The sequence below is a fragment of the Brachybacterium ginsengisoli genome, from assembly GCF_002407065.1.
In the GTDB taxonomy this organism is placed as follows: Bacteria; Actinomycetota; Actinomycetes; order Actinomycetales; family Dermabacteraceae; genus Brachybacterium; species Brachybacterium ginsengisoli.
Map to the genome: position 1 here is coordinate 3,923,042 of NZ_CP023564.1, position 21,220 is coordinate 3,944,261.

General features: G+C 72.2%; 18 protein-coding genes and 1 tRNA gene. 14 read left to right on the forward strand and 5 right to left on the reverse strand.

Annotated elements, in window-relative coordinates; all coding sequences use genetic code 11:
* Positions 1–95 precede the first annotated feature (95 nt).
* Genes CFK41_RS17530 through CFK41_RS17545 form a run of 4 tightly spaced genes read right to left on the reverse strand, consistent with a single transcriptional unit; the run spans position 96 to position 7,282 of the window.
* Positions 96–662: a hypothetical protein gene (locus CFK41_RS17530; RefSeq protein ID WP_096800842.1), complete on the reverse strand. Its 567-nt coding sequence runs from the start codon at positions 660–662 to the stop codon at positions 96–98.
* Complete coding sequence (locus CFK41_RS17535; RefSeq protein ID WP_096800843.1) at positions 659–3,166, reverse strand: protein kinase family protein; 2,508 nt, start codon at positions 3,164–3,166, stop codon at positions 659–661. Before CFK41_RS17535 ends, CFK41_RS17530 begins: the two co-directional genes overlap by 4 nt.
* Positions 3,167–3,221: 55 nt before the next feature.
* Positions 3,222–4,961, reverse strand: coding sequence for a murein biosynthesis integral membrane protein MurJ (gene murJ, locus CFK41_RS17540; RefSeq protein WP_096800844.1), 1,740 nt, complete (start codon positions 4,959–4,961; stop codon positions 3,222–3,224).
* Positions 4,958–7,282 (reverse strand): DUF6049 family protein, encoded by a 2,325-nt coding sequence (locus CFK41_RS17545; protein ID WP_227873137.1) that lies wholly within the window; start codon positions 7,280–7,282, stop codon positions 4,958–4,960. Before CFK41_RS17545 ends, murJ begins: the two co-directional genes overlap by 4 nt.
* A 97-nt stretch (positions 7,283–7,379) precedes the next feature.
* Between CFK41_RS17545 and CFK41_RS17550 the strand changes: the two genes are divergently transcribed.
* The 7 genes from CFK41_RS17550 (at position 7,380) to rplI (ending at position 13,824) form a co-directional block, all read left to right on the forward strand.
* Entirely contained in the window at positions 7,380–8,867 is a 1,488-nt protein-coding gene (locus CFK41_RS17550) for a CCA tRNA nucleotidyltransferase (protein WP_151904801.1), read from the forward strand.
* Positions 8,868–9,078: 211 nt separating this feature from the next.
* A complete protein-coding gene (locus tag CFK41_RS17555) occupies positions 9,079–11,676 on the forward strand; it encodes a transglycosylase domain-containing protein (RefSeq protein WP_096800845.1) in 2,598 nt (865 codons plus the stop codon).
* A 46-nt stretch (positions 11,677–11,722) separates the two neighbouring features.
* Entirely contained in the window at positions 11,723–11,926 is a 204-nt protein-coding gene (locus CFK41_RS17560; protein ID WP_096800846.1) for a hypothetical protein, read from the forward strand.
* Positions 11,927–12,104: 178 nt separating this feature from the next.
* Positions 12,105–12,395 (forward strand): 30S ribosomal protein S6, encoded by a 291-nt coding sequence (rpsF, locus tag CFK41_RS17565; RefSeq protein ID WP_096800847.1) that lies wholly within the window; start codon positions 12,105–12,107, stop codon positions 12,393–12,395.
* Between the two features lie 56 nt (positions 12,396–12,451).
* Positions 12,452–13,012 carry a single-stranded DNA-binding protein gene (locus tag CFK41_RS17570; RefSeq protein ID WP_096800848.1) on the forward strand — a complete coding sequence of 187 codons (561 nt, stop codon included), beginning with the start codon at positions 12,452–12,454 and terminating at the stop codon, positions 13,010–13,012.
* 84 nt (positions 13,013–13,096) lie between these two features.
* Positions 13,097–13,333: a 30S ribosomal protein S18 gene (gene rpsR / locus CFK41_RS17575; protein WP_010533203.1), complete on the forward strand. Its 237-nt coding sequence runs from the start codon at positions 13,097–13,099 to the stop codon at positions 13,331–13,333.
* Between the two features lie 17 nt (positions 13,334–13,350).
* Complete coding sequence (gene rplI, locus CFK41_RS17580; protein WP_096800849.1) at positions 13,351–13,824, forward strand: 50S ribosomal protein L9; 474 nt, start codon at positions 13,351–13,353, stop codon at positions 13,822–13,824.
* 68 nt (positions 13,825–13,892) lie between these two features.
* On the opposite strand, the gene CFK41_RS17585 is transcribed toward rplI, so the two are convergent.
* Complete coding sequence (locus CFK41_RS17585; protein ID WP_096800850.1) at positions 13,893–15,275, reverse strand: aminotransferase-like domain-containing protein; 1,383 nt, start codon at positions 15,273–15,275, stop codon at positions 13,893–13,895.
* A gap of 60 nt (positions 15,276–15,335) precedes the next feature.
* On the opposite strand from CFK41_RS17585, the gene yczE reads away from it, so the two are divergent.
* The 7 genes from yczE (at position 15,336) to CFK41_RS17620 (ending at position 21,198) form a co-directional block, all read left to right on the forward strand.
* A complete protein-coding gene (yczE, locus tag CFK41_RS17590; protein WP_174705975.1) occupies positions 15,336–16,037 on the forward strand; it encodes a membrane protein YczE in 702 nt (233 codons plus the stop codon).
* On the forward strand, positions 16,001–16,285 hold the full coding sequence (locus tag CFK41_RS17595; RefSeq protein ID WP_096800851.1) for a ribosomal L7/L12 family protein: 285 nt from the start codon (positions 16,001–16,003) through the stop codon (positions 16,283–16,285). The genes yczE and CFK41_RS17595 overlap by 37 nt, the downstream gene beginning before the upstream one ends.
* Before the next feature lie 46 nt (positions 16,286–16,331).
* On the forward strand, positions 16,332–17,846 hold the full coding sequence (locus CFK41_RS17600; protein WP_227873138.1) for an amino acid permease: 1,515 nt from the start codon (positions 16,332–16,334) through the stop codon (positions 17,844–17,846).
* 45 nt (positions 17,847–17,891) lie between these two features.
* A tRNA-Leu gene (locus tag CFK41_RS17605) sits at positions 17,892–17,975 on the forward strand.
* 89 nt (positions 17,976–18,064) lie between these two features.
* Positions 18,065–19,138: a MerR family DNA-binding transcriptional regulator gene (locus tag CFK41_RS17610; RefSeq protein ID WP_169928865.1), complete on the forward strand. Its 1,074-nt coding sequence runs from the start codon at positions 18,065–18,067 to the stop codon at positions 19,136–19,138.
* 33 nt (positions 19,139–19,171) lie between these two features.
* Positions 19,172–20,365: an MFS transporter gene (locus CFK41_RS17615; RefSeq protein ID WP_096800853.1), complete on the forward strand. Its 1,194-nt coding sequence runs from the start codon at positions 19,172–19,174 to the stop codon at positions 20,363–20,365.
* Between the two features lie 8 nt (positions 20,366–20,373).
* Positions 20,374–21,198: an alpha/beta hydrolase gene (locus tag CFK41_RS17620; RefSeq protein ID WP_096801173.1), complete on the forward strand. Its 825-nt coding sequence runs from the start codon at positions 20,374–20,376 to the stop codon at positions 21,196–21,198.
* Positions 21,199–21,220 lie beyond the last annotated feature (22 nt).

The following is a 21,220-nucleotide window of genomic DNA, read 5'->3' on the forward strand; positions in this document are numbered from 1 at the left end:
TGGATGTCCTTCCGTTCAGTGGTCGGGCGGTCAGCGGGAGGACCGTCCTTAAGTATGGAGCAGGTCGCCGAGGGCGACCCGGGGGTGGGGCGAGGTCAGAGCGAGCCGATCCTCACGTCTCCGGACCAGAGCTTGTTCTGGGCCGGGGTGATGTCGTCGTCGGTGGTCCCGCAGCTGGGCAGCACCACCGTGGCCGAGACGATGCCGCCGTTGGCCCGCAACGTGTCGCGGTCCAGCGGGCCGTGCACGAGCAGCCAGCCCTGCGTCTGATCGCCTCCCCACGCAACCTCCTCCAGGATCAGGATCGAATCCGAGACCCCCAGCTCGCGCAGGCACGTCGCCGCGTCGAAGCTCGTCATCGGCTGGATCGTGCCGGAGTCGATCAGGCGCTGCACCTCGGTGCCGAGGGTCGTCTCAGTGACAACGGGCGCGCCCGCGGAAATCTTCCCGATCCCGGTGCGGGAGTCGACGGATGTCACTCCGGTGCTGGAGGCGTTGTCGGTGGTCTGCTCGAGCGCGTCCGCCAGCTGCACTCCCATCAGGGCGGAGGCGACGAGTGCGAGCAGCACCAGCGGGACCGGGATGCCCAGCACGGTCCTGAAGCGCGCCCGGCGCCCGTCCTTCGGCGGCGAGGACGGGCGCTCCTGCGACCGGGGGCTCATTCGACCGTGATCTCCGCGATCCGTGCGCGGAACCGGCCCTCCTGGCCGCTGTCCGGTGGCAGCTCCGGCACCCACACCATGACCTTGTCGGTCTCGATCGGCTTCGGGGCCTCGAGGCGCACCTCGCCGTCGCCGACGAACTCGCCGGAGGCGAGCACGTCCCCGGGGGAGCCGTCCTCGGTGACCGCGCGCAGCTGCACGAGGCCCCCGTTGTTGCGGGCCGTGGTGAGCGTCAGCGCCGTGAAGGTCGAGGGCTCGGCGAACTGCACGCGCATGCCCACGCCCTCCTTCAGACCGCCGTAGTCCGGGCTCGCGTAGTGCTGGGTGGACCAGAACGTGCTGGGATCCCCGTCGGTGAGCCGATCCTGCTGATCGGTGTGATCGGGCTCGGTGCCCCCGGGCAGCGACGAGAGCTCCACGCTCTCGATCTTCGGGGCAGGCAGAGCCTCCTCGGTGTCCTCCGCGGTGGGTTCCACCGGAGCCTCGCCCGTGTCCTCCTCGGTGGGGGTGGGCGAGGCCGACGCCTCGGAGGTGGCCAGCGGGTCCTTGAGGATGTCGCGGATATCGCTGGTGATCGTGGTCAGCGCGATGACCAGTGCGATCATCACGGCCAGAGCGCCGCCGATGATGATCCACTGCGACTGCAGCGAGCGCTTCTCGCTGTCCCGCGGGCCCATCGTGAAGGTCTCCGGGGCGTCCTTGTCCACCGCGACGCCGACGACGTCCCTCAGCAGCGAGCTGCGGGCGAAGGGCGCGGGTCCCTCCTCGGGCCGGTCCCGGAGCACCGAGCGATCGCGTCCCTGGACGACGATCGGACCATCCTCGCGGACCGGAGCCACCGGGGTCGAGCGTCCCGAGACGGCGACCGGGGCCGTGGGCGCCGCATCGGCGCTGTGCGTGACCGGCGCCGAGGGGGTCGGCGCGGAGTGATCGGGGGTCGCGGCCGACGGACCGTTCCCATCCCGCCGCACCGGCTCCGGAGATCCCGCGGTGCCGGGTGCCAGCGCAGAGGGATCGCCCTCGGAATCCGCGAGCGGCCAGTGCGTGCCGGAGGTGCGCGCCGGAAGGGCCGCGGCGGCGCCGGCGACCGCTGCTCCGGCGGCCGCGCCCCCGGCGAGGGCGCCCGCCCCCGGGCCCGCGGGTGCCTCCTCGGCGGTCTCCGACGACGCCGCCGGTGCCGACGAACCAGGGGCCATCGCCAGATGCCCCGGGAAGGGACTGGTGCTCCGCTTCTGATCGAGGTGCAGATCCTCGACCAGCGCCTTCGCCTCGGTCGAGGACTGCTGAGCCTTCTCGGCGTCGGCGGCCGCAGCCGCTTCACGGTCGGCGGCCGCAGCGCGCTCCGCCTCGGCGTCAGGACCCTGGGGCTCACCGTCGGCGTCGGCGTCGGCCTCGGCCGCGGGGTGCTCGTCCTCATCGGCCCGATCGACGGCGGAAGCGGTCATCGCCGCAGCTCCGACGGCCCCGGCAGCCCCCACGGTGCCCACCGCGGCCGCGGCGGCGGGAGTGGATGCATCGGCAGGAACAGACCCGTCAGCGGGGGCGGAATCCTCTGCGGGAACGGCCTCACCGGTGGGCGCTTCGTCGTGGTCGGACGGCTCGTCCCCCGCCGGCACAGCCGCCATCAGCGCCGTGCTCTCCAGCTCGTCGTCGGAGACGTCCTCGACGGGAGCATCCTGGCGCGCCTGCGATCCGCGCGAGTACGCCTCGATGGTCACCGGGATCGACTGCCAGGGCTGGAGCACCTCGATGAGCTCGCGCGTCGTCTCCGGGATCTCGTCGGCCGACTCGTTGAGCACCAGGTCGCACAGCAGATCCAGGTCCTCGGGGATCGCGGTGTCGGTGATCGTGGACGGGCGCGGGACGTCGCCGGAGGCGTTGTGACGCGGACTGCGGCCGGTCAGCGCGCGGTACAGCAGGGCGACCAGGGCGGCGGTGTCCTGGAAGGACGCCGCCTCGCGGGAGCGGTCCAGCCCGAGATGCGCGGCCGCCTCGACGCCGACGCCGAGCACGACCACCGCGCCGGAGCGGGTGTCGACGAAGACGCGGTTGGAGTCGATGAACTGGTGGCGCACACCGCGCCGGCGGGCGACCTCCAGTCCGGTCGCGGCCTCGCCGACGATCGCGCGAGCGGTCTCGGGATGCAGCGGTCCCCCGGACAGGAGGGCGGCGAGCGGCGGCGCAGGCGGCAGCGCGTACTCGACGACGGTCGTCGGACCGTCTGGAGAGGTCGGCGCCTCGGCGTCGTCCTCGCGCGGGTCGTCGAGCACGACGATGTCGTTGACCGCGAGCAGACGGGGATCCTCGACGAGATACGCACGGCGCACGGCGTCGGCTGCCTCCAGCGCGGCCTCCCCCCGCACGATGAACAGGACCACGCTCTCGCCGGTCGCGACGGAGCGCGCACGATGCCACACAGCCCCGTCGGCGACGCCGGACAGGGGGATGCGCCCCTCCAGCGTCCACCGGGAGCGCAGGGCATCCGGTTGTGGGTTCGTGTTCACGGACCGTCCTTCTCGTCGTCCGGCGGGAGATTCCCCGTCCTGTGCATCGACCATGCTACGAGGTCGCCCCCCGGAATCGGCGGGTGAGCGGCCGCAGCCTCCGTCGCGCCACCCCCACCAGGCGCCGCACCTCCGGCACCCGCAGCACGTACGCGATCGCCGTGAAGGCCACGGTCATCACCACGGCGATGACCGCGCCGATGAGCACCGCCACCAGGCGGTGGGTCCACAGGAGGTCACCCGCCAGCAGCACCATCCCGCTCCCCAGAGCCCAGCTGACCAGGGCGGACGCGACCAGTCGGGCGAACAGCGAGAGCCCGGCGGCGGTGCTCGGGGGCTGGGCGCCGTGACGGTGCGCGTGGCGGCGCAGCTGCCAGACCCCCAGCAGCCAGGCCACCAGGTTGCCGAGGCTCATCACCCCGGCAGCCGACATCGCCGCGTACATCGGATCGACCACGGTCAGGATCAGCGGCACCGCCAGCAGCGACAGCACCGCGATCGGGATCTGCGAGACGAACGGGGTCCGGGCGTCCTCGTACGCGTAGAACACGCGCTTGATCAGGTACAGGGAGGCGAAGGGCACCAGGCCCAGCATGTAGGCGACCAGCACGGTGCCGTTGGCCCGTGCACCGACCTCGCCGGTGCCGCCGCCGATCACCCACATGATCGGTCCCGACAGCGCGACGAAGACCGCGGTGCACAGCATCATCGGGACGGCCAGCAGCCGGTTCGTCTCGTCGTAGCGGGCCAGGGCGCCGGCGTGGTCGTCGTCGGCCGCGCTGCGCGAGATCGACGGGAACGCGGCGGTGACCAGCGTGACCGCGATGATCCCCTGCGGGATCATGAAGGCGAGGTAGGCCCACTCCATGGTGAGCAGAGCCGGGTAGCGGGCGGCCAGATCGGGCTGGTCCTGGTACTGCTCCGTCCTCTGCACGGCGCCGCCGGTGGCCCAGCGCGACGCCCAGATGCCGAGCTGGCCGAGCCCCAGCATCGCCAGCGTCCACAGGCCGATCCTGCTGAGCTTGCCGAGGCCCAGGCCGCGCAGGCCCCACTTCGGCCGCAGCCGCAGGTCCAGCTTCTTGACGTACCAGAACAGGAACAGCACCTGGGCCGCGGAGGCGCCCACGTTGATCACGGCCATCGCCACGATCATCGGCATCGTCCACTGGCTGGGGTCTCCGACGCGTCCCCACATCCCCAGGAACAGGGCGGCGCCGAGGATGCCCACCAGGTTGTTGAACACCGGCGCCCACTGGTACGGACCGAAGTTGTCATGCGCGTTCAGCAGCTGACCGCACATCACGTACAGCGCCGAGAAGAAGATCTGCGGCATCATCCAGTAGCCCAGCTGCACCGCGAGCGCGTACGTCGCCGGGGGCAGCAGACCGCTGGTGAGGGTCAGCAGCAGCGGCACCGCCACCATGCAGATCGCGGTGATCCCCAGCGAGACGGCTGCGACCAGCGTCATCAGTCGCGAGAGGTAGTCGCTGCCCCGGTCCTGCCGCTTCACGGCACGGACGATCGCGGGCACCAGGATCGCGTTCAGGGTGCCGCCGCCCACCAGCAGCCAGATGGTGTTCGGCAGCGTGTTCGCCGCGCTGAAGGCGTTGGCCGCGGCGGACATCGAGCCGCCCAGGATCACGCCGAACAGGTAGTTCCGCACGAAGCCGAGCGCCCTCGAGACCATCGACCCCGAGGCCATCACCACGCTGGCCCGGAGGAGGGTGGAGGTGCTCGAGGGCACGCCGTGGCGACGGTGGCGGGGGATGTGATGGACCCGGCGAGCTGTGCTCACGAGCGGTCCTCCTCGGGTGATGCGGGATGAATGTCTGTGTCGGGATCAGGGGAACGATCCGGGGTGGAGCGCCCGGAGCGGGCGAGCTCCTCGGGGTCCTCGGGGGCGACGACCGCCGGGGCCCGTGTGGAGGAGCCCGTCCTCCGGGCCCTGGCCACACCCACGATGACCAGCAGGCCCATCGCGATGACGATCACCAGGGTGGTCCAGTTCTCCCACGACGGGTTCACGGTCAGGGGCACGTCCGCCGGGGCGGTCAGGGCGCGGCCGTCCTCCGTGGTCACCACGGTGGTCAGGGTGACGGTCCCGTTCGCGATCGCCTCGACGTCGATGGGCGCGTCGATCTTCCCCCGGGCGGGGACGGTCACCACCTTCGGCTCACCGACCTGCACCAGAGGCTTGTCGGAGGTGACGGCGATGCGCACCGTGATGGGGGTGTCGAGGCGGTTGCTGATCGTGATCGGGACGCTCACCGCGTCGGAGATGACGTTGTAGCCGGAGGCGGGGACCACCTCGATGCGGTTCTGCAGAGCCGTGGCGAGCTCGGTGGCCTCCTGTGCGCGCTCCGCCGGGACCCCGGGCTCGCCGCGCCATCGCGCCGAGGTGCCCGCGATGATCTCGCGGCGCGGGGCGTCCAGCGGGGAGTCGTCCTCCATCGCGGCGGCGAGCGTGTCCACCTGTGCGGAGGCGGCCTCGAGCTCGAGGAGCGCGTCCTCCGGCAGCGGCGCCGGAGCCTCGGCGGACTCCAGGTGCTGCCAGCGACCGGTCGCGGAGGGACCGCTGGGCACCACGGCATCGCCGTCGACCTCCCCGAGGGCGTACAGCGCATCGCCTCCGGCGAGCGGGTCCGTGGTCCAGTCCTGGTGCTCGGCGGCGTCGAGCAGCTCGCTCGTGCTCCCGGCCTCGATCCAGGGGGCCTCCTGCAGCGCGTCCATCGCGGAGCTCGTCGCCGTCGGATCGAGCACCGCATCCGGGGACGGGGAGATCAGCAGATGCCGCGGCGAGGTGGCGTACTCCGAGGCGACGGTCGCGGTCTCCGCGAGCAGCCGCTGCTGGACCTGCTCGGTGTCGTTCCCGCTGGTGAGCTGCGAGAACTCGGAGGAGAGCTCCGGATCCGGGGCCAGCAGCGGGAGCTGGGCCCCCGGCTGACGGGTCGAGGTGTACATGCCGATGGAGCTGGGGGTCACGGAGGAGGCGGGGTCGCTGCGCAGCGAGCTGGAGGGCACGATCGCCGCGGTGGCGCCGGACTCGAGCACCGACTCGAGGGCGTCCGCGTCGGCGCTCTGCCCGTCCACGCGCAGCGCCTCGGCGCGCGGCGCGATCTCTCGGTCCTTCCAGACCTGGTCCCCGCGGTCGCCGATCATGCCGGCGAGATCGTCGGCGCCGGCGGCCTGCAGGCTCGCGGTGTCCGAGTCGGCGTAGGGCATCGACAGCACGGTGCGCTGCGCCGAGGCACCCTCGAGCACCTCGGCGAGCTCGGCGGAGCGCGGCTCGGGCCCGTACTCGGGGACCGATCCCGCGGGCGTCTCCTCGCCGTCCTCCTGGGCGACGGGCATCGCCGGCGGGTCCAGCAGGGCCGGGTCCAGCCACCAGTCCGCGCCGACCTGCGGGGCGGTCTCCCGCACCGAGGCGAGCTGGCCGGACTCGGCCGAGGTGGCGAAGGCCTCGGGGTCCGTGACCATCTGCGACGCGTCCTCGGCGGCGAGCGGCAGCAGCACCGACTGGGTGATCGTGTCCTCCGCCTCGGCGGGGCGCCACACCACGAAGGTGCGCAGGGTGGACAGGGGATCCTCCTCGGAGGCGACGGTCAGCTCGAGGCGTCGGGTGCCCCAGTAATAGGGCTCCTCCGAATAGTCGAGCTCCTCGGCGTCGACCGTCACGGTCAGGAGGACGGACTCCCCGGGTGCGAGCTCGTCGTGGGGCGCGGAGCTGGCGATGGCCTCGCCGGTGGGCTGCGCGGTGGTGTCGGACTCCCAGGCCGAGAGCTCGGCGCGGTCCGTGATCCGGGAGGTGCGGGTGCGCAGCTCCAGGGCGAGGGCCGACTGGGGCTCCGACGAGGTGTTGGTCACCTCGACCTGCGCCTCGAGAGTGCCTCCGGGGGCCAGGGAGGTGGGGGTGAGGGAGACGAGATCCATGCTCACCGGTGTGTCCTCGGTCGCGGAGGGCGGCGCCGCCGGCGCCTGCGCGGAGGGGCCTCCGACCTCGGCATGCGCGGCAGGAAGCAGGGTCGCCGAGCCGCTCACCAGCACTGATGAGGCGAGGAGCAGGGCCGTCAGCAGCGCGGCGAGGACCGGGCGCACGGACGGCGGGGACGACGGCATGGTGACACTGTAAGCGGCCGCTACCGTAGGGAGCCCGCAGGTGCACGAGACCTCTACATGGGCGATCCCCGCACCCCGACCCAGGACAGGACCCCCCGTGACAGATCCCGTCGACGAGACCACCGGCACCGCGCAGCGGCTCGACACCGCCCGCCGCCGCGCGGCCTCGATGTTCCAGGCGCTGCCCGAGGAGATCCACGTGCTGGGCCGGATGTTCGAGGCGGCCGGGCACGAGCTCGCCCTCGTGGGCGGACCGGTGCGCGACGCGGTGCTGGGGCGCTCCAGCGCCGATCTCGACTTCACCACCTCCGCCCGCCCGGAGCAGACCGAGGCGATCCTGCGCGACTGGACCTCCGGCGGCGCGATCTGGGACATGGGGCGCGACTTCGGGACGCTCGGCGGCGTGCGGGACGGGGTGAAGGTCGAGATCACGACCTACCGCACCGAGTCCTACGACCCGACCAGCCGCAAGCCCCAGGTCGAGTACGGCGACACGCTCGAGGGGGACCTCTCCCGTCGCGACTTCACCGTCAACGCGATGGCGGTGCGCCTGCCCTCCCTCGAGCTGATCGACCCCTTCGACGGGCTCGCGGACATCGCCCGCACCCTGCTGCGCACCCCCGTCGGCCCGCAGCAGTCCTTCACCGACGACCCCCTGCGGATGATGCGTGCGGTGCGCTTCGTCGCCCAGCTCGGGTTCCGCATCGAGGACTCGACGGCCGATGCGATCGAGGAGCTCGCCGAGCGCATCACCATCGTCTCCGCGGAGCGGGTGCGGGAGGAGCTGGTCAAGCTGATGCTCGGCGCCCATCCGCGCGGGGGGCTCGAGCTGCTCACGGAGCTGGGGCTGGCCGCGCACGTGCTGCCGGAGCTGCCCGCGCTCCAGCTGGAGCGGGACGAGCACCATCACCACAAGGACGTCTACGAGCACACCCTGACGGTGCTCGACCAGGCGATCGACCTCGAGAGCCCCGCCGGTTCGGGCGGCCCCTGCGAGGGCCCCGATCTGGTGCTGCGCCTGGCGGCGCTGATGCATGACATCGGCAAGCCCGCGACCCGCCGCTTCGAGGCGGGCGGGGTGGTCACCTTCCGCTTCCACGAGACCGTGGGCGCGAAGATGACCACGAAGCGGATGAAGGCCCTGACCTTCGACAAGGACACGACCAAGAAGGTCGCGCGCCTGGTGGAGCTGCATCTGCGCTTCCACGGGTACGTCGACTCGCCGTGGACCGACTCCGCGGTGCGCCGCTATGTCACCGACGCGGGCGGCCTCCTCGAGCACCTGCACCGCCTTACCCGGGCCGATGTCACCACCCGGAACCGTCGCAAGGCCCGCACCCTGGCCCGCGCCTACGACGAGCTCGAGACCCGCATCGCCGCGCTCGCCGAGCAGGAGGAGATCGGCCGGATCCGTCCCGACCTGGACGGCAACCGGATCATGGAGGTCCTGGACATGCCGCCCGGCCGAGCCGTGGGCGAGGCGTACAAGCACCTCCTCGAGCTGCGGATGGAGCACGGGCCCCTCGGCGAGGAGCGGGCCGTCGAGGAGCTCCGCGCCTGGTGGGCGGCCCGTCAGGACGGCTGACGGCGGGGCGCGCGACGCCCTCGGGAGGGCGCCCGGACCGCCCGGACGGGTGTGAGCGGGACCGCACCGGACGTGCACACCCTGTGTGCTTCGACGCCGGGTCATTCCGTCGGACGCCCTCTCATGCTCATACTGAGTGGCTGGGTGCGCCCGGGGGACCCTCCGGATCGCGCCCGCACCAGCCCGAGCCCCCGAAGGACCAGGAGCAGCAATGAGCGACTCTCGACGCTCGTCCCGCGGCTCGTCGGATCGATCGCGCCGATCGAAGAACCCGACGACCGGTGGCGCCCGCCGCGCCGCCGGCGTGCGTCGCGCCTCGACGCCCACGTCCTCCGCATCCCGGAACGCCCGAGCCGAAGCCTCCCCGAAGGGCACCAGCCGCACCGCCCGTCGCTCCGGCGCCGCCGGTGCCGCCTCCTCGAAGAGCTCCGCCTCCGCGAAGCGCCCCACCAGCCGCACCTCCGTCCGCGCCCGCCACGCCGGCGCCGCCGTGGCCGCTGCGACGTCGGGGCGCGGCAGGAAGGCCGCCGCCACCAACTTCCTGAACTACCCGCGCGCCGGGGCGAAGAACCCCTGGCGCTGGATCCCCTCGCTGCGGCTCATCGTCGGCGCCATGGCGCTCATGGTCCTCGTCGGCCTCGCCGGCGTGGCGTGGCTGTACCACGACACCGAGGTGCCCGAGCCCTCGGACTTCGCCCTGGCCCAGACCTCGCGCGTCTACTACTCCGACGGCGAGACCGAGATGGGATCGTTCAGCGAGGTCAACCGCACCGAGCTCGGGGCCGACGAGATCCCCGACAACATCAAGCACGCCGTGGTGGCCAGCGAGGACAACACCTTCTACGAGAACCGCGGCGTCTCTCCGCGGGGCATCGTCCGCGCCGTGGTTAACAACCTCGCGGGCGGCGCCCGCCAGGGCGGCTCGACGATCACCATGCAGTACGTCGAGCGGTACTACACGGGCACCGAGACCTCCTACGTCGGCAAGGCCAAGGAAGCGATCATGGCCCTGAAGATCGACCAGGAGCTTTCCAAGGACGAGATCATCTCGCGGTACCTCAACACCATCTACTTCGGTCGCGGCGCCTACGGCGTCCAGGAGGCCTCCCAGGCCTACTTCGGCAAGGACGCGAGCGAGCTCACCGATGCGGAGGCCGCTCTGCTGGTCGCCGTGATCCCGAGCCCCTCGACCTACGACCCGGCGAACAACCCGGAGAAGGCCACGAGCCTCTGGGACCGGGTCATCACCCGGCAGGTCGCCGAGGACCAGATGACCGAGGCCGAGGCGGACGCGCTCACCTTCCCGAAGACCGTCGAGCCGCGTTCCGAGAACTCCCTCGGCGGTCCCCAGGGCTACCTGGTGATGCAGATCCGCAACGAGCTGCTGGCGCAGGGCTTCACCGAGGAGGAGATCAACACCGGCGGTCTGAAGATCGTCTCCACGATCGATCCCGCGATCCAGAAGAACACCGTCGACGCGGTCGACAACCTTCCGGAGGACCGTCCGGAGAACAACCGCGTGGGCACCGTGACGCTCGATCCCTCGACCGGGGCGATCCGCGGCATGTACGGCGGCCCGGACTACGTCACCCAGTCCCAGAACGACGCCACCCAGTCGCGGATGCAGGCGGGGTCGATCTTCAAGACCTTCACCCTGATCGCCGCCCTGGAGGAGGGCTACCCGCTGGACTCGCGGTGGGACGGCAACTCCCCGAAGGAGTTCCCCGACGTGCCCGGCGGCTGGGAGGTCAACAACTTCGGCGACTCCAGCTACGGCCGCGTGACGCTCGAGGAGGCCACCGCCCGCTCCATCAACACCGCCTATGCGGAGGCCAACATCGAGATCGGCCCGAAGCACACTCGGGACACCGCGATCAAGCTCGGCCTGCCCGAGAAGACGCCGGGCCTGAGCGCCGAGCCCTCGAACGTGCTCGGCTCCGCTTCGCCGACCGTCACCGAGATGGCGGAGGTCTACGCGACCATCGCCTCCGGCGGCGTGCACCGGGACGCCTACGTCGTCCAGACCGTGACCCGCCCCGACGGCTCCACGCGCTACGAGCACACGTCCAAGGAGACGCGGGCCATGGACGAGGACGTCGCGACCAACGCGACCGTCGCACTGCAGGGTCCTCCGACGATCGGCTCCGCGCGCAGCCTCCAGGGCGTCATGGACGGCCGTCCCGTCGCCGGCAAGACCGGCACCTCGGAGAGCTTCCGCTCGGCGTGGTTCGTGGGCTTCACCCCGCAGCTCGTCACCGCCGTGGGGATGTTCCAGCCCGGCGACGACGGCTCCGAGGAGCGCCTGACGCCCTTCGGCGGCGTGGAGAGCATGACCGGCGGCTCCTACCCGACCGACGTCTGGGGCGACATCATGTCGACCTCGCTCGAGGGCCAGGAGATGATCGACTTCCCCGAGGAGGTCGAGCTCGACAACGAGACCCGCGAGCGCAGCTACGTGCCGCCGCCGCCCCCGCCGCCCACCACCGAGGCGCCCCAGCCCACCCAGGAGCCGGAGCCCACGGAGGAGCCGAGCGAGGAGCCGTCGGAGGAGCCCTCCGAGGAGCCGAGCGAGGAGCCGTCGGAGGAGCCCTCCGAGGAGCCGAGCGAGGAGCCGTCGGAGGAGCCCAGCGAGGAGCCGTCCGAGGAGCCCTCGGACACGCCGACCAAGAAACCCTCCCCGAAGCCGACCACGGACGAGGAGAACGTCCAGCCCACCGAGAAGCCGACCACGGAGGAGCAGGGCGCCGGAGGCGCTGACGCCGGGGTCGGCCAGGGCAAGGGCCGCGGCGGCGGCAACGGCGGCGGCTGAGCCTGATCCCCGGTCCGCCCCTCCGCGCCCGTGCCATGATCGAGGCATGCGATGCGAACAGTGCGGAGGGAAGATCCGCGGCAAGGCGTACACCTCGGTCACCGGGCGGAAGCTCTGCGACCGCTGCGGGATCCGGCTCCAGGGCCGCACCGCCGGCGTGGTCGCCGGGGGCGGCATCGCCGGCGGCCGGGCCACCGGCGGCTGGTACGCCCGCGTCCGTCGGGCGATGGGCCGACCGCCGAAGAGCTGAGGCGTCGGGCCGCTGTGATGCGGCGCGCACCCGTCGGCACCCCCTGGCCCATGTCCCTCGCCGCAGGTAGGCTGGGCCGGTCCGTGAGGAGCATCGCCGATGCTCGGACCGGATGGCATGAACCCTCCTGCCACGGAGAGACCGTGGCCGCAGAGACCACAGGAGGTGGGTACCAGACATGCGCAAGTACGAAATGGTCGTGATCCTCGACCCGTCCGTCGATGAGCGGACCGTCACCGGAACCTTCGAGAAGCTCGTCCAGGTCATCCCGACCGAGGGCGGCACCATCGACAACGTCGACGTCTGGGGCAAGCGCAAGTTCGCCTACGAGATCGACAAGCAGTCCGAGGGCATCTACATCGTCCTGACCTTCACCGCGAAGTCCTCGACCGCGCAGGAGCTGGATCGTCAGCTCGGGCTCAACGAGTCCGTCCTGCGCACGAAGATCATGCGTCTCGACGCAGCCTGATCCGCTGTCGCTGACCCCCGCACCACCCCACACCACCCCGGAGCAGAGGAGCACCCATGGCGAATGACACCGTCATCACGGTGATCGGCAACCTCACCGCCGACCCCGAGCTGCGTTTCACGCAGTCCGGCGTCGCGGTCGCGTCGTTCACCATCGCGTCGACCCCCCGCACGTTCGACCGTCAGTCGAACGAGTGGAAGGACGGCGAGGCGCTGTTCCTGCGCTGCTCCATCTGGCGAGATGCCGCGGAGAACGTGGCCGAGTCGCTCGAGAAGGGCACCCGCGTCGTCGCGCAGGGCCGTCTCAAGCAGCGCTCGTTCACCGACCGTGAAGGTCAGAACCGCACCAGCATCGAGCTGGACGTCGACGAGATCGGCCCCTCCCTCAAGTACGCCACCGCGAAGCCCAACAAGGTCCAGCGTGGCGGCGGAGGCGGCGGAGGCCGTGGCGGTTTCGGCGGCGGCGCCCCTCAGGGCGGCGGCAACCAGGGCGGTTACGGCAACCCGGGCAACCAGGGTGGCCAGGGCGGGTACAACAACGCTCCGCAGGGTGCCCCTGCAGCCGACCCGTGGGCCGGCGGCGGCAACCAGGGCGGGTACGACGACCCTCCCTTCTGATCGCTCCGGCGATCGACGCAAGACACTGATCCACTCCATCCCGGGTGCATGCCCGGGCTCCCCTCAGAAAGAAGGAGCACCACGATGGCCAAGCCTGTTCTTCGCAAGCCGAAGAAGAAGCAGAACCCCCTGAAGGCCGCCGGTCTCGAGACCGTCGACTACAAGGACGCCGCGCTGCTGCGCAAGTTCATCTCCGATCGCGGAAAGATCCGCGCCCGTCGGGTCACCGGCGTCTCCGTCCAGGAGCAGCGCAAGATCGCGAAGGCCGTGAAGAACGCCCGCGAGATCGCCCTGCTGCCGTACTCGACCTCCGGTCGCTGAGCGAGGAAGGGAAGCACATGACCAGCAAGCTCATCCTCACCAACGAGGTCACCGGCCTCGGTGCCGCCGGAGACGTCGTCGACGTCAAGGACGGCTACGCGCGCAACTTCCTCCTGCCCCGTGGTCTCGCGACCCCGTGGACCAAGGGCGGTCAGCGTCAGCTCGACCAGATCCGTGCGGCTCGCGGCAAGCGTGCGATCGCCAGCATCGAGGACGCGCAGTCCCTGAAGGCCTCGCTCGAGTCGAAGCCCGTCGTCATCGCCGAGCGCGCCGGCCAGAACGGCCGTCTCTTCGGTGCGGTCTCCTCCAAGGAGGTCGCCGAGGGCGTCAAGGCAGTGTTCGACAAGGACATCGACCGTCGCACGGTCGAGTTCGTGTCGCCGATCCGCTCGCTCGGCGAGCACAAGGCGACCGTCCGTCTGCACGAGGACATCTTCGCGAACCTCGTCATCCAGGTCGTCGCCGCCAAGGGTGCGGCCGCCAAGGCCTGATCGACGTACTGCTCGATCCTGGAGCGCCCCGCACCATCTTGGTGCGGGGCGCTCCTGCATGTCCTGCCTCAGGTGTCGAGCTCGGCGAGCACCTCGAGAGCGCGGCGGAGGTCGTCGGCCCTCCCGGAGAAGGGGATCCGCAGGGCGTGCGGCCAGCCGGTCCCGGTCGGTGAGAACAGGCTGCCGGGGCTGAGCGCGACGCCCCGCTCCGCCGCCGCGGTCACCAGCTCCCCGGCGGGTCGGCGGGTGGCGTCGGCCCAGATCGAGAGCCCCCCGGCAGGGTCCCGCCAGCGCCAGTGCGACAGGTGCCGCCGCAGCATCCCGGTCGCGATCTCGTGGTTCGCGGCGATGTGGGCCTGCTGAGCGGGCACGGGCGAGTCGCCGACCAGCAGCCGGGCGGCGATCCGCTGCTCGAGCGGCGGGGCGCCGAGGTCCACCCCGATCCGGATCCGGGAGATCGCATCGATCATCTCGGCGGTGCCCCGGATCCAGCCGATCCGCAGCCCCGCCCACAGCGACTTCGAGGTCGAGCCCACCAGCAGCGTCCGGGCGCCGTGCCCCGCGACCGGAGCCGGGGGCAGGTGCTCGGCGCGCCACGCCATCCCCACGAGGGTCTCGTCGATCACCAGCGTGTTCCCGGTGCGCGCGGCGGCCTGCAGCAGGCGTGAACGATGCTCGGCGCCCAGCAGATGGCCGCCGGGGTTGTGGAAGTCGGCGGTGAGCACAGCCGCCTCCAGGCCGCCGGAGCCGACGGCCCGCACCAGCTGGTCCCCGTGCTCGACGTCGACGTCGATCGGGACCACGCGGCGCCGCGCCGCGGTGATGACGCGTGCGGTGTTGGGATAGCCAGGGTTCTCGGTGCCCACCCGTGCGCCGGGCGCGGTGACGGCGCGCAGGGCGAGGTGCAGCCCGCTGACGGCCCCGGTGGTGACGAGCACCTGGGCGGGGTCGGTGGGCAGTCCCCGGCGGTCGTAGTGGGCGCAGATCGCCTCGACCAGCTCGGGGTGGCCGTCCGCCGGGACGCTTCCCCAGGCAGGATCCGCGATCATCTCCGAGACCGCCTCCTCGGTGACGGACTGCAGGTCCGGGTGGGGCGGGAGCACGGTGGCGCGGAGGTCGACGGTGCCGGCGGGCAGGGCCCGGGCCCGCGCGGTGAGGGACTCGACGGGTCGTGCCCGCCCCGACGGCGCCAGCACCGTGCGGCCCGATCCCTGTCGTGAGGACAGCACGCCCCGGTCGCGCGCGTCGTCGAGCGCGCGGACCACGGTGCCGCGGGAGAACCCGAGCTCCTCGGCGAGGAGACGCTCCGAGGGCAGACGGGCCCCTGGCGGCAGCCGACCCTCGATGGTGAGCGCGAGCAGCCGGTCGGCGAGCCATCGGGCGCGCGCCCGAGACGGGGGCGGGCCGAGGAGCGTGCGCAGCGGCGGAGCAGGGGGCGGCGGGACGGGCATGGGGCCAGTGGACCACGATTGGCCCTGTCGAGTCGGTCCATTCCGAGTCAGGATGGGCTCATGCCTGCACCGCTCCAGAACCTCCGCCTGCGCGACCAGCTGACGGTCGACCGGCTCCCGCTGCGCCTGCTGACGCTGTTCCTGGGCCTGACGGGCTTCGGCGCCGGCATCGCCCTGGTGCTGCGCGCCGGGCTCGGAGCCGCACCCTGGGACGTCCTGTCCGTCGCGCTGTCCGAGCGCACCGGGCTCAGCATCGGGACGCTCACCGTGATCACCAGCTTCGTGGTCCTGCTGGCATGGATCCCGCTGCGTCAGCAGCCGGGCATCGGCACCCTCGTCAACGCGCTCTGGGTGGGCGTCGCGATGGACCTCACCCTCGCCGTCGTCCCGCCCGTCGAGGGGCTGCTGCCCGGTCTCGCGATGCTCGCCGGCGGCCTCCTGCTCAACGCGGTCTCCGACGCCGTCTACATCGGCGCCCAGCTGGGCCCCGGCCCGCGCGACGGGCTCATGACGGGCATCCATCACCGCTGGGGCCTGCGGATCGGTCCGGTGCGGGCCGTCCTCGAGGTGGCGGTCCTCGCGATCGGCTGGGTGCTCGGCGGCCCCGTCGGCCTCGCCACCGTCGTCTACGCCCTCGGGATCGGCCCGATCGTGCACCTCGTCCTGCCCTGGGTCACGATCCCGGTGCATCCTGTGACCTCCCACGGCGCCGATAAGCTGGTGCCATGTTCGGACGCGGCAGACAGCAGCAGGCTCAGGTAGAGCACCTCCGGGGCGAGACCCGTCGGCTCGAGGCGCTGGTCGATCTCCTCGCCGAGCGCGCCGGGGTCGGGGCGGCGGAGCTCGAGCAGCTGCGCGCGGAGGCGGGTGCCGTCGGCGTGCCCGAGGAGTGCCGTCGCCTCGTCGCGCAGGGCGAGGTGATCCGGGCGATCAAGGTGTACCGCGAACGCACCGGCGCCGGACTCAAGGAGGCCAAGGACGCGATCGACCGGTACCGCGAGCGCGCCTGAGCCCCGCCGCTCGGCCCTGCGGCGGCCGGGCGGCTACCCTCGACGGGTGACCTCCTCGACCCCCTCCTCCGACCACAGCGCCGACGGGCACCTCGCCCGCTCCCTGGGCCACGGCCAGATGGCGATGATCGCCATGGGCTCGGCCCTCGGCACGGGCCTGTTCCTCGGCTCCGGCGAGGCGATCGGCATCGCCGGTCCCGCCGTGATCATCTCCTTCGCACTCGGCTCCCTGATCGCGGCCACCGTCGCCCTCGCGATGGGCGAGATGGCCTCGCGCCACCCCGTGCGCGGCGGCTTCGGCACCCTGGCCGCCCGGTACCTCTCGCCGTTCTGGGGCTACCTCTCCCGCTGGCTGTACTGGATCGTGACCGTCTGCGTCACCGGCGCGGAGCTCGTGGCCTGCGCCGCCTACCTCGCCTACTGGGTGCCGGCGGTGCCGATCTGGGCCGGGATCCTGCTCTTCGCGGCCGTGATCATCGCGATCAACCTGGCCAGCGTCGGCTCCTTCGGCGTCGTGGAGTTCTTCCTGTCCTCGATCAAGGTGATCGCCGTCTTCGTGTTCATCCTGGTCGGCGCGGTGCTGGTGATCTTCGGACTGCCCTCGCAGCCCGCCGCCGGGTTCGGCGAGCTCGCGGCCGACGGGGGCTTCGCCCCCATGGGCTGGGGTGCCGTCTGGATCGCGCTGTCGGTGGTCATGTTCTCCTTCGGCGGCATCGAGCTGCTGTCGATCACCGCCGCCGAGGCGAAGGATCCCGCCCGCTCGATCCGCACCGCCGCCCGCACCACCATCGTGCGCCTGGCGTTCTTCTACGTCTCCGCGATCGGGATCGTGCTGTGCCTGGTGCCGTGGCGTCAGGCGGCAGGGACGGGCGAGGACGTCGCCACCTCGCCGTTCGTGATGGTCTTCGACCGCATCGGCATCCCAGGCGCCGCCCATCTGACGAACCTGCTGGTGCTCATCGCGGCGCTGTCGGCCGCGAACGCGAACCTCTATGCCGGCAGCCGGATCCTCCACTCGCTCGCCTCGGACGGCCTCGCGCCGCGCCTCGCGGCGAAGACCACCGCCCGGAAGGTGCCGCTGGTCGGCATCGTCGCGAGCTCCGTCGGCCTGATCGGCGCCGCCGCCCTGGCGTTCAGCGGGGTGGGCGGCGTGTTCGGCTACATGATGAGCCTGGTGGTGTTCGCCGTGATCATGGTGTGGGCTCTGATCCTCATCACCTACCTGGCCTTCCGTCGCCGGCGCGTAGAGGGCGCGACCTTCCGCATGCCCGGCGGGCCGATCTCCGCGGTGGTCGGCCTGATCGGTCTGCTCGCGGTGTTCGCCACGGTGACCGTGAGCTCCAGCATGCAGATCGCCGCCCTGGTGGGCGTGCCGGCGGTGCTCCTCGCGACGCTCCTGTACTTCACCGTGCTGCGCGGCCGGGTCGACCCGGCGGACACGAGGAGGCCTTCGTCGAGGCCGAGTCGATGCGCTGATCCGGGCTCTCCGATCCGCCGACGTGGCGTACGTTACTGTGTGCCGGATGCATTTGGGCTGGGAGTTCTCGCGGGGGTACCCTAGGGGAACCTTCGGTCTTGGTGCGTGAAGTCCCGGTGCCGAAGATATGCGCAAGTGGCGGAATTGGTAGACGCGCACGGTTCAGGTCCGTGTGCCGGAAACGGCGTGGGGGTTCAAGTCCCCCCTTGCGCACCGCAGGGATGGCCCCGGTTCACACAGGTGAGCCGGGGTTTTTTCGTGCGCCCGAGCGGGTCGTGGGCGGGGCGTGCCATGATGCCGCGGTGGCGGACCAGCGACTCCTGACGATCAGCACCTACTCCCGGGCGGTGGGGATCCCCGCCAGCGCGCTGCGCCACTACAGCGCCCACGGGCTGCTGGTCCCGGCCGACGTCGACCCGATCACCGGATACCGCTACTACGCCCCGGACCAGATCGACGACGGCGTGCTCGTCCACCGACTCCGCCTCGCCGAGGCGCCGCTCCCCGTGATGCGGGAGGTGCTCGCCGCACCGAGCTCCGAGCGCGCCGCGCTGATCGACGGCCTGGTCACCGCGCACACCTCCCGCTCCACGCACCGCCTGGAGACGCTGCGCGGCCTGCGCGACGAACTGGGCGGGGTCCCTGCGGCGACGCTGCGCCTGCGCGGCACCGCCCTCTCGGCCGCCCTCCGCCAGGTCCTGCCCGCGGCGGCGTCCGCGGAGCCGGACCTCGCCGGCGTGGTCTGGGCGCTGGGACCCACCGGTCTCGAGCTCAGCGCCACCGACAGGTACTGGCTCGCTCATCGGCGTCTCCCGGCTGCGGGGAGTCCCTCCCCGGCGCGGCTCATCACCGCGATCCCCGCCGCCGAGGACCTCGCCGAGCGCAGCGCCCGCACCGGCATGCTCGAGGTCGCGATCACGGGCACGACCCTGGTGGTGCGTCGCGAGGACGGCACGACGCTCCTCGAGGCGCCGTCGGCCGATCGCGCCGTCCCGGACCTGGCCCGGCTCGTCACGAGCCTGCCCGCGGTGCGGGCCGCCGTCGGCTTCCCACGCCTCGAGCTGGCGGCCTTCACGGCCGGTCGTCGGACCGCTGAGGCCGACGGTGCGGTCACTCTCCGCCTCGAGCTGGACGGCGAGGGCGCACGACTGATCCCGATCGGGGAACCGGACGACGTCCTCGTGGGGTGGGCGTCGACGAGCGGTGCGGAGGGTCCCTCCTCGGTGCTCCTCCAGGCGCGCCTGCTGCGGGCCGCCGCCTCGAGCTGCGCGGGCGAGGAGGTCATCCTCGACCTGGTCGACGCCGAGACACCGGTGCGCGTCCACTCCCCGGTGCAGGACACGATGATCTGCCTCGTGATGCCGATGCGGCCTTGACCTTCAGGTCGCTCGAACCCCCAGCGTGAGGGGATGACCCCTCTTCCCCGCTCCTTCCATCTCTGGTGGCTCGCCACCACCGCCTCCGCGACCGGGAACGCCATGCTCGGCTTCGCCATGATCTGGTCCGCCACGGCCCACGGCACCGGGACCGTGGCCCTGGTGAGCACGGTCGCCGCGGTCCCTCAGATCCTGCTGGTGCTGATCGGTGGGGCGATCGGGGATCGGCACGGACCTCGCAGGACCCTCCTCGGCACCAGCATCGCTCGGATCCTGATGCTCGCGGCGGCACTGGCCCCTTCCCTGGGCGATCCGAGCGCCGCCCTCCTCGTCCTCGCCACGGCAGGCGGAGCAGTGATCGCGGCCGTCCATCAGCCGTCGGCCTCCGTGCTCCCGCGCCTGCTGGTCCGGGACCCGGAGCAGCTGCCCCGCGCCATGGCCCGCATCTCCGGCAGCCTCCAGATCGCGCGCACGCTCGGCGTCGCCACCGGCGGGCTGGCCGTCGCCGTCTGGTCCCTCGCGGCCGTCATCGCACTGAACCTCGCCCTGATGCTGCTAGTCCTGGGGCTGCTGCTGGTGATGCGGCCGCTGGCGTCCTCCCCGGGTCCGGCGGCGCGGAGTCGCGAAGGGATGCTCCGCTCTCTCCTCGACGGACTCCGCGTCGCCCGGGACCTGCGGATCTGGCCGCTGCTCGCCGCGGTCGCCCTGATCAGCGGGGCCGTGCTCCCGACGATCGGGGTGGTGCTGCCGGTCCTCGCCCGCGGGCGCGGCTGGAGCGGCGCCCAGGCCGGTCTGCTCGATGCGGGCTATGCGCTGGGCGTGCTCGCGGTGACCTTCGCGATCGGAGTTCTCGGCGCGGTGCGCAGCCCGCGGGTCGCGCTGACCGGCGGCCCGCTCCTCGTGGCGCTCGGATCCCTGCTGCTCGCCCTTCCCCTGCCGCTCATCGCGGCGATCCTCGTGTGTGGTGCGATCGGGGCCGGCACGGCGCTGTTCACCACCTGCGTCGCCCCGATGCTGGTGCGGTGGGCGCCCGCCGACCAGATGACCCGGTTCCAGTCGCTCCTGGTGCTCGTCCAGCTCGTCCCGCCGGCGGCGCTGAACGGAGCCTTCGCCTGGCTGGGCGCGCAGGGAGGAGCGCTGCCCGCCCTGCTCCCCGCCGCGCTCATGGCGGTCAGCGCCGCCGTTCTGGGCAGACGGCTGCGCACCGAGTCCGTACGGACGGCATGATGGATCCCATGAGCGACGACGCCCTCTCGACGGACTTCCACCTCCCCGGCCACGGCGGTGCCCTCGTGGGCCGCGCCTGGCCGCACCCCGACCCGCAGTGGGTGGCGGTGATCGCGCACGGCTACGGCGAGCACGTGGGACGCTACGGCTGGGTCGCCGGCCGGCTGCACGAGGCCGGCGCCGCCGTCTTCGCCGCCGACCACGTGGGCCACGGCCGCAGCGACGGGACCCGGGTGCTGATCCGCGACTACGAGGACGTGGTCGAGGACCTCCACCTGGTGGTGCGCCACGCGGCCGGGGTGCACCCCGACCTCCCGATCATCCTCATCGGCCACTCGATGGGCGGCCTCATCGCCGCCCGCTACACCCAGCGGCACGCCGACGCGCTCGTCGCGACCGTGCTCTCCGGCCCGGTGATCGGCTCCTGGGCCACGGTGGACGACCTGCTCGCGCTCGAGGAGATCCCCTCCACCCCGATCGACCCGGAGACTCTCTCCCGCGACCCCGCGGTGGGCGAGGCGTACGCCGCGGACCCGCTGGTCTGGCACGGCGACTTCGCGCGGCCGACGCTCGAGGCGATGCAGACCATGATGCGCACCATCACCGCAGGCGGGAGCGTCGGGAACCATCCGATGCTCCACCTGCACGGCGAGGCCGACCAGCTGGTGCCGATGCCCGCGAGCGTCGAGGGCGTGGAGACCCTGCGCGGCCCCGCGACCTCGCGGATCACCTATCCCGGGGCGCGCCACGAGATCTTCAACGAGACGAACCGCGCCGAAGTGCTCGAGGACGTCGTGACCTTCGTGCAGGGCGTGCTCGACCAGCGGCGCTGAGCGCCGCGGCCGGGCCGGAGCT